We start from the raw sequence: 7,623 nt of genomic DNA, 5'->3' as shown, positions 1-7,623 counted from the left end.
GTGTGCGCATCTGGAGTGTAAACTAAACTTTTGAAAGCTTTGCTTTCTGCTTGAAAGTGTACTGGTTGTTCTCCTCCGTAGATTACGCAAGGAACCATTCCAGCATCACGTACGGCCTTCGTTGCCTTTTTGCCTACGCTTTCTCTTTCAGATCCTTTGATTGAAATTGACTTCATTATTTAAATTTATTAATTAATTACATTAAAAATTTTCCGCTAATGGAGCTGTTGTGCTGAACCATTTGCATTACTTCTGCAAATAAAGGGGCGCAACTTACCACTTTTATTTTCGCCGATTGCTTTTTAAGCGGAATTGAATCGGTTACAATTAATTCGCTTAATTGCGAATTTTCTATTTTTTCATAGGCATCTCCTGAGAGAATAGCATGAGTACAAATCGCACGAACGCTCAATGCACCCCGTTCAATCATGAGGTCGGCAGCTTTAGCCAAAGTGCCGCCGGTATCGATCATGTCGTCTACCAAAATCACATTACGACCAGTAACGTCTCCAATCAATTCCATCGTTTCAATTACATTGGCAGCTTTGCGTTGTTTGTAACAAACGACCACATCAGATGTAAGGAACTTAGAATACGCATAAGCTCTTTTGGAACCGCCCATATCGGGTGATGCGATTGTTAAATTAGCTAAGTTCAAACTTTGTACATAGGGCAAAAAGATTGTAGAAGCAAATAAATGATCTACGGGCTTTTCAAAGAAACCTTGAATTTGATCAGCATGCAAATCCATGGTCATGATTCGCGTAGCTCCCGCTGTTTCCAACAACTTGGCAATCAATTTTGCGCCAATTGGCACACGCGGTTTGTCTTTACGATCTTGACGGGCATATCCAAAATAGGGGATAACAGGTGTAATGTGTCTAGCCGATGCACGTTTTGCCGCATCAATCATCAATAATAACTCCATTAAATTGTCGGCCGACGGAAAGGTCGAACAAACAATAAAAACGCGTAACCCACGGATGGACTCCTCGAAAGAAGGTTGAAACTCACCATCACTAAATTTAGAGAACGTAACTTTACCTAGCGGAACGCCATAATTCTTGGCAATTTGCTCCGCAAGGTGTACACTTTGGGAACAAGCAAAAATTTTTGCTTCGGGTTCTTGATGTGCCATTGCTATCAATTTGTTGTTTTTAATCCGCTGCGCTCCATACAATTCGGCTATATTTTTTTTTTTTTTTTTTTATGTACAATTGCCTCGGGTGTAGTTAGTTATTGTGTTGTGTAAATTGAGGTGCAAATTTAGGAATTTAAATCGACTGAGGAAGTATATTTTTAAGTATTTTTTGTTGTTTATTTCAAATTTTGATTACATTTGCACCCACAAAACACAAAACTCCATGCCCGGATGGCGGAATTGGTAGACGCGCACGACTCAAACTCGTGTTCTTAGGAGTGTGGGTTCGATTCCCACTCCGGGTACCAAGTGGGACGAATCAACTTTTTTTGATTTACTCCCACTTTTTTCATTCTTATAACTTGCTGATATACTTCTTGTTAGATCAAACAAAATATTCGTTTCACTTGTTAGATACTCCCTTTTTTCAATTGAATAATAAATTCCCTTCGGAAATAGGATCGATTGGAACCTTCTTTTTTCGGGGTAATTTAAAGAATCGTAGAATTCATAGGGGTTTTGGGCTATTTTTGTGAATAGTTTTAGTACTTTATCAATGTTAGATATTTTCCCAGGCACTCTATTTAGTTCTTTTTGCTTTTCTGCAACTTCTTTTTTGATTCTATCGGACTGTCTTTCATAAATTTCTTTTGATAATTGACCAATTGCATACCGATATTCCATATTTTCCAAATCATTTTTCAACTTATTTATGGCTGTTGAAAGTATTCTTTTTCTTTCCGAATTATTGGAAATATCATTGGACATCATTTTTTTGGTTTGCGCAACAACTAGACGTCCTAATTTTTCACTTATTTCAAATTCTTTTAAAACTTCACTAAACTGATCGTGAACTCCAATATTGTACTTTGAGGAGTCAGCATTTATTGCTTTAAAGCAACTATTACATTTGTAGTAATATAATTTACGTTTTTTATTGTGATAGGAGGTCATTGGAGATTCACAAGAACTGCATACTAAAAACTGAGGGGATAAAGGGGTTTCTTCTTTTCCAGTTATTTTGGGAACACCGGAACAAACTTTACCCGATAAAATTCGTTGAAGTTGTTCAAATTCATGCACCGAAATAAGTGATTCCCAAGGCGCATCAACTTCTGTGCCTTCTAACAGCTTGTTTATTAATTTGCCGGTATAAAATGGATTTCTCCAAATGCGGGAAAGTGTATTTCTAGGGATATTAACCCCTTTAGATTTAAACCATAATCGAATTTGATTATCATTATAGTTCTGATACAATTTCATTTGAAAAGCTTCTCTGATTAATTCACCTACAGCATTAACTTTTATTTCTTGTACTGCTTTTAATTTTTCTGGATCTTTTACTTTAGGCCCATAATGGTCATATCCAATTGGTGCTTTTCCCAACACTTTTCCGTTCTGAAGCGAACTTATCATTCCAGGAATAATTGTGTCTTGTCGGTTAAAATTTTCTTTTTGAGCGTATAAGAGCTGACTTGAAAACTCATTTTCAGATCGTTCATTAAAGGTATTGTGGTCTGTACTGATTGAATACAGAAATACATTATATGACTTTCTAAGGTTTACAAATAACCCAATATGTTCTGCGCCAGCCCTACCAAAGCGGCTAGGAGACCAGATTAGAATTATTTTGGGTCTTTTGTGTGCCGGTGTTTTTTTAAGTTTATCGGTTAATTCTTTTAACGTTACCTGTGTATTGATTCTTTTGGAGCTTTCATATTCTGCATCAAATTCTTCTGTGATGGTCAAATTGTGCTCTTTTGCGAAAGCTTTTATTTTGCTTACTTGGTTTTCAATGCTGCCATTGTTTAGAAATTGCTCTTTAGTTGAAACTCGAGTATATGACCATACATTAGCACCATAAAATTCTTTAATTGTTATGTTCTTTTTCATTGTTTACTAATTCAATTAATAATGCAGTTATTTCATTAAGTTTTAATGCGAATTCTAATTCTTGTTCTTTCGTCAATATTTTTTTAAGTTCAGGAACTACCTTTATAATTTCTTCATAAGTAAGTAGGTTGTCCTTTTTTTGAACTGATTTTCCTAATCGGCCCATATCTATTGTAAATAAACACGGGCTGTTTTATAAGCAGGAACCGATAGGGTTGTACATTGCTCATAATGATTCTGATTTTATAGTTATTTTATAATTTCCTTGCAATCTTTTTTCAATACCCATTTTAGCATCTTTAGGGATATTATTTTTAAAAATAAACTCGGCAAGTTCTTCTGCGCTTTTATGGCTTTCGGTAGTCTTATAAATTTTTGTTTCACCTTTAGTATTCAATTCAATTTCAATAAGTTTAGGTTTATCATAAAAAATTGTTCTTTTAATAAGATTTTCTATGTCATTTAGGTATTGTAAATCTTTAGATGTATTTAATAAATCAACCCCCATTGCTTTTGCAATTAATGGAAAAATCGGAATAGTAATTAATGGTTCTTGGTATATTAAATTATTCAGGTCTGAAGTAAATTTAACGTTTGAATAAACTATTTGGTAATCGTTTTTTTTTGGTGAATAGAGAAAAGAAATTAAAGCGTTTCGTTGTTCTAAACAACTTTTAATTGCATTAGTAAAAGGGTTAATTTCGTATCTTAAAGTTTCTTCTAGAAAAGTTTCATCATTCAAAATATTCCTTAATCTTTCTTTTATTATTTCAGGATGATTTTTTTTAAGTTCATCTTGTAAAACCTTATCAGCAAATTTGTCTTTATGGGGTTTTTTCCAAACGGCTATAGATAGTTTTTCAAGTTTATCTGTTCCTACTCCAATTTCATTTAAATCATTAATAATCAAGACCCAAACAGCTTCGAAAATATTCATATATCCCTTTTTTTCTTTTTCAAAAAAAGTAAATAAACCTTTACTTTTCCAATATGAAATTTGTCGAGAGGAAATGTTTAGGCTGTTGGGAAGGATTTTCCTTTCGTAAAACTTTTCACCTAATTTAATAAGTTCAGCTAATTTAATAATATCATCTAATTTCATAAATGTAAAGTTTATTTTTTAAAATTAACAACAATGTAAACTTAATAAAATATTTTTATATTTGAAGAAAAAATTTAAAAAATATGAAAACCATTAAAATTTGTCAAAATCCTGATTGTGGTAAAATAATTAATGATTACAAAAGTTCCAAAAAGAAATATTGTAATGATTACTGTAGAAATCATTCCGGACATATTCGACGGAAAGAAGAAAATAAATTTTTCACAACGTATTTTAATGGTCAAAAAAAGAACTATGAAATCCTCAAATTATATAATGATTGCGGGATTTATGAGGAATCACTTATAAAGTTGCAAAAATTTGGATTTGACAGTAAATACCTCCCTGAGCAAAGAGTGTTTGAAGATAATGGCAGCACTTATGTTGTCTACACGATAAAAGACATAACGTTTAGTTTATATAAATCTGATAATATTAAAATATTTAAAAATAATCCATGAAAGAAATTTTAATTACCTCCCGACAAAGAATGCTCGCTCCTGATCAATTGGCTCATGAGTTAAATATTCTACAAACGCCTGAAAAAATGGAAAGCAACATTAATACCAGTTTCATTTTAATAGGGGCATTAGCTTCACTTGCAATAGTAACAATAGTATATGTAATTCATCAAAATCAAAACAATTATCGTAATTCAATAAATAAGATTGACGATTCCGATAAATTTTAAAAAATATAAAAGGAGGGATAGGAAGTAATGGTTTAAAATAGAATAAATCAAGGCTCAACATTCGTAGAAAAGTTTACCCTTGTTGATATTTTCAATCGAAATATAATTTAATATTAGTCCTTCATTATATAATCTGAATTTAATTTTTATGCAATAATAAAAAGTGAGGTTGATATCCATTTTTATTGTATAGGGGGAGTTTATTATTGAAAGAAATATTAATAATAATAATATTATATATAATACTCATAAAATCAAAATTATATCGAAATTTAGAAAATATATTTCCAAATAAGTTCAAATTAACTCAATTAAAATAAAATTGCTAAAAATCGCTGATAACTGATATTCAGCGATTTTTTTATTTAGAATTATTTGATTGTATTGAATTCAAATTGTATTTATATAGTGTTATTTAAAAAGCTCAATAAATTCAAGTGCTTCGAGTATATAAAAAATTCAAATTTTATATAAATTTTATTTGTTATTTACATTAAAATGTATAGACTTTATTTAATAATAAAAAAAACACCCGATGCATCTTAACTAATAAATTTGACATTCTATAATAGTTTGGAATAGCCAATTTTCACCCTACTTATATTATAAATCGGAAGTACCCAATTCATCAAATTTAGCTTTCATGGTAGGGTTATTGTGCGTCAATTTTTTAATGGTTAACTCTTCTGTTTTTTCATTGGCCAAACGCAAATTGTTTTCAGAAGATAATAATGCCGCTTTGGTTTTTTCTAATTCTTTGATTGTTTTTTCAATGCCTGCAATTGCTTCTTGAAATCTACGGCTGGCTAAATCATAATTTCTAGCAAATCCTTCTTTGAACTTGTTCATTTTTTCTTCAAAGTTGGTGATGTCGATGTTCTGACTTCTTACCAAAGCTAATTCTGATTTGTAGTGTAACGAACTCATAGCCGCGTTGCGCAACAAAGTGATAATCGGAATGAAAAATTGGGGTCGAACCACATACATTTTCGGGTGCTTATAGGAAACATCCACAATTCCGGTATTGTATAATTCACTTTCCGCTTCAAGCATAGAAACTAAAATGGCATATTCACATTTTTTTTCCGTTCGGTCTTTGTCTAATTCTTTGAAAAAATCTTCGTTGCGCTTTTTGGTAGCCGTTGTGTCCGTTTCATTTTTCATTTCAAACATGATCGAAATAATTTCCGTACCATGATCGTCAAATTCTCTGTAAATATAATCGCCTTTACTTCCTGATGAGGTATCATTGTCTTTTTCAAAATACGCTTTTGGAAAGGCAGTTGGGCGTAATTTATTAAACTCATTTTCGCAGTGTAATTCTAAAGTTTCCCCAACCATTTTAGTAGAAAGTTTTGCCTTTAAATCTTTTACGCGCGCAATTTCTTCATCTTTAATTCTAATAATTTCATCTCTGGTTTTTAATTCTCCTTCAAATTTTTCCTTTAAGGATTTTTCCAACAGTTCTTTTTCTAACTCTTTGTTTTTCAAATTGTTTGCTAAATCATCCCGCTCTTTTTCAACGGCTTTTAGTGCATCACCAACCGTTAATTTTTTGTCTATTTCGGCATTTTCCAATTTAGCTTTAATTCCCAACAGCTCGTTTTCCTTACTCGAAAGTTTAGCCTTAAGTTCATTTTCAATTGCAGTAATTTGTTGTTGGAGGCTGTTTTTTAGATTGGCTTCTGCTAAACTTACCGCACTTACTTTTTCTTTTTCAGCAATTGCAAGACGGCTTTCTAATTCTTCTTGAAAACGATGGTCTCGAACTTGTTTCACAATTTCGGCAAAGCCGGCTTCATCAATTTTAAATTTAGTTTCACATTTTGGACAAACAATCTCGTTCATAGGAATATTTTTTAATCAATTAAATATAAGGTTACTGTTTTTAGTTTAAGGACTACTTATGGTATACTTCGCGCGGCATGAAAACACCCAATACTCAATCCGAATGGGATACCACAAAGTAAAGAAGTTTTCAATAGGTTTTGAAGTTCAGCATAACAAAAATACGGTTCAAAAAAATAACTATACCCGTGGATCACTCCAATTATTAGTAATGCCGCCAAAACACCAAGGCAATAATAGCCTACGACTTTTTTAAAAAATAGCTTTTTCATTCGTTTATATAATAATTTTTCGGGCGGTGCGAACAATACAAAAATCCACGTAAGCCTCAGCCTTTAAAAGGGTTCACTGTATTTTCAACCAATACCCCAAAAAATTGCACCATACATATTATCGAAGCGATTGAGACAACGGTAAATGATTTTAATTATTACAACATAGAAATTGTAATTGCAGCAGGGGTAGAGGTTTTGATATAAGTGAAAGTTAGCTGCGATAAGTAAATGAAACTTTAACTCATTTAGAATTTTTATCAAAGGTTGGCATACGATTTAAAGTTGCTTTAACAATCAATATAATCCAATTTCAATATTTTAAAGCAGTTATTTATTGAAACGTCAAATAAATCGTGATAATAAGTTTGGATTATTGGATAGTAAGCAAAAAATCTATTTAAATAATTTTAATAATGGTAAAATTCAATTTACTATAAGGGAGGCTATGCATTATCTGCGATTAATCAATTTTTAAATTTATTTCTCTAATTAAATGAAAAATACTGAATTCATTTGAATTCAGTATTTTTTTTTATTATGGTGCTTATAAATGGTTATTGTGGCGGAAATTAAATCTTTATTTAGAATATACTTAAGTGAAAAACAATAGTAAGTGTTTGATATCCATGATATTGATGTTTTCTTATTCAAAAAACAATGATAATTTTATAAA

General features: G+C 31.4%; 8 protein-coding genes, 1 tRNA gene and 1 pseudogene. 3 read left to right on the top strand and 7 right to left on the bottom strand.

Features of this window, described 5'->3' with window-relative positions:
• Both Q0039_RS05335 and Q0039_RS05330 read right to left on the bottom strand, forming a co-directional pair.
• A pseudogene (locus Q0039_RS05335) lies at positions 1 to 176 on the bottom strand (50S ribosomal protein L25); the annotation flags it as partial.
• Between the two features lie 20 nt (positions 177 to 196).
• Positions 197 to 1,138, bottom strand: coding sequence for a ribose-phosphate pyrophosphokinase (locus tag Q0039_RS05330; RefSeq protein WP_297510221.1), 942 nt, complete (start codon positions 1,136 to 1,138; stop codon positions 197 to 199).
• A gap of 228 nt (positions 1,139 to 1,366) precedes the next feature.
• Here Q0039_RS05330 and Q0039_RS05325 point away from each other — a divergent pair.
• Positions 1,367 to 1,449 (top strand) — tRNA-Leu (locus tag Q0039_RS05325).
• Here the strand turns inward: Q0039_RS05325 and Q0039_RS10285 are convergent.
• Genes Q0039_RS10285 through Q0039_RS05315 form a run of 3 tightly spaced genes read right to left on the bottom strand, consistent with a single transcriptional unit; the run spans position 1,400 to position 4,136 of the window.
• The gene (locus Q0039_RS10285; RefSeq protein ID WP_366520882.1) at positions 1,400 to 3,034 is read right to left on the bottom strand and encodes a recombinase family protein; all 1,635 of its coding nucleotides are present in this window, start codon (positions 3,032 to 3,034) and stop codon (positions 1,400 to 1,402) included. The two genes, Q0039_RS05325 and Q0039_RS10285, sit on opposite strands and share 50 nt — an antisense overlap.
• Entirely contained in the window at positions 3,012 to 3,200 is a 189-nt protein-coding gene (locus Q0039_RS05320) for a hypothetical protein (protein ID WP_297510218.1), read from the bottom strand. The genes Q0039_RS10285 and Q0039_RS05320 overlap by 23 nt, the downstream gene beginning before the upstream one ends.
• A 60-nt stretch (positions 3,201 to 3,260) precedes the next feature.
• Positions 3,261 to 4,136, bottom strand: a complete 876-nt coding sequence (locus Q0039_RS05315) for a hypothetical protein (protein WP_297510216.1) — start codon at positions 4,134 to 4,136, stop codon at positions 3,261 to 3,263.
• A gap of 83 nt (positions 4,137 to 4,219) precedes the next feature.
• Here Q0039_RS05315 and Q0039_RS05310 point away from each other — a divergent pair, with 83 nt between their 5' ends.
• Both Q0039_RS05310 and Q0039_RS05305 read left to right on the top strand, forming a co-directional pair.
• Positions 4,220 to 4,597 (top strand): hypothetical protein, encoded by a 378-nt coding sequence (locus Q0039_RS05310; protein ID WP_297510213.1) that lies wholly within the window; start codon positions 4,220 to 4,222, stop codon positions 4,595 to 4,597.
• The gene (locus Q0039_RS05305) at positions 4,594 to 4,827 is read left to right on the top strand and encodes a hypothetical protein (protein WP_297510208.1); all 234 of its coding nucleotides are present in this window, start codon (positions 4,594 to 4,596) and stop codon (positions 4,825 to 4,827) included. Before Q0039_RS05310 ends, Q0039_RS05305 begins: the two co-directional genes overlap by 4 nt.
• Before the next feature lie 603 nt (positions 4,828 to 5,430).
• Here Q0039_RS05305 and Q0039_RS05300 read toward each other — a convergent pair.
• Positions 5,431 to 6,675: a DUF2130 domain-containing protein gene (locus Q0039_RS05300; RefSeq protein ID WP_297510205.1), complete on the bottom strand. Its 1,245-nt coding sequence runs from the start codon at positions 6,673 to 6,675 to the stop codon at positions 5,431 to 5,433.
• A 56-nt stretch (positions 6,676 to 6,731) separates the two neighbouring features.
• The gene (locus Q0039_RS05295; protein WP_297510202.1) at positions 6,732 to 6,947 is read right to left on the bottom strand and encodes a hypothetical protein; all 216 of its coding nucleotides are present in this window, start codon (positions 6,945 to 6,947) and stop codon (positions 6,732 to 6,734) included.
• Positions 6,948 to 7,623: the final 676 nt, after the last annotated feature.

The organism is Flavobacterium sp., assembly GCF_027484945.1.
In the GTDB taxonomy this organism is placed as follows: domain Bacteria; phylum Bacteroidota; class Bacteroidia; order Flavobacteriales; family Flavobacteriaceae; genus Flavobacterium.
Note: the sequence above shows the minus strand (reverse complement) of the source record. Positions and strands in the feature narration are given on the sequence as shown.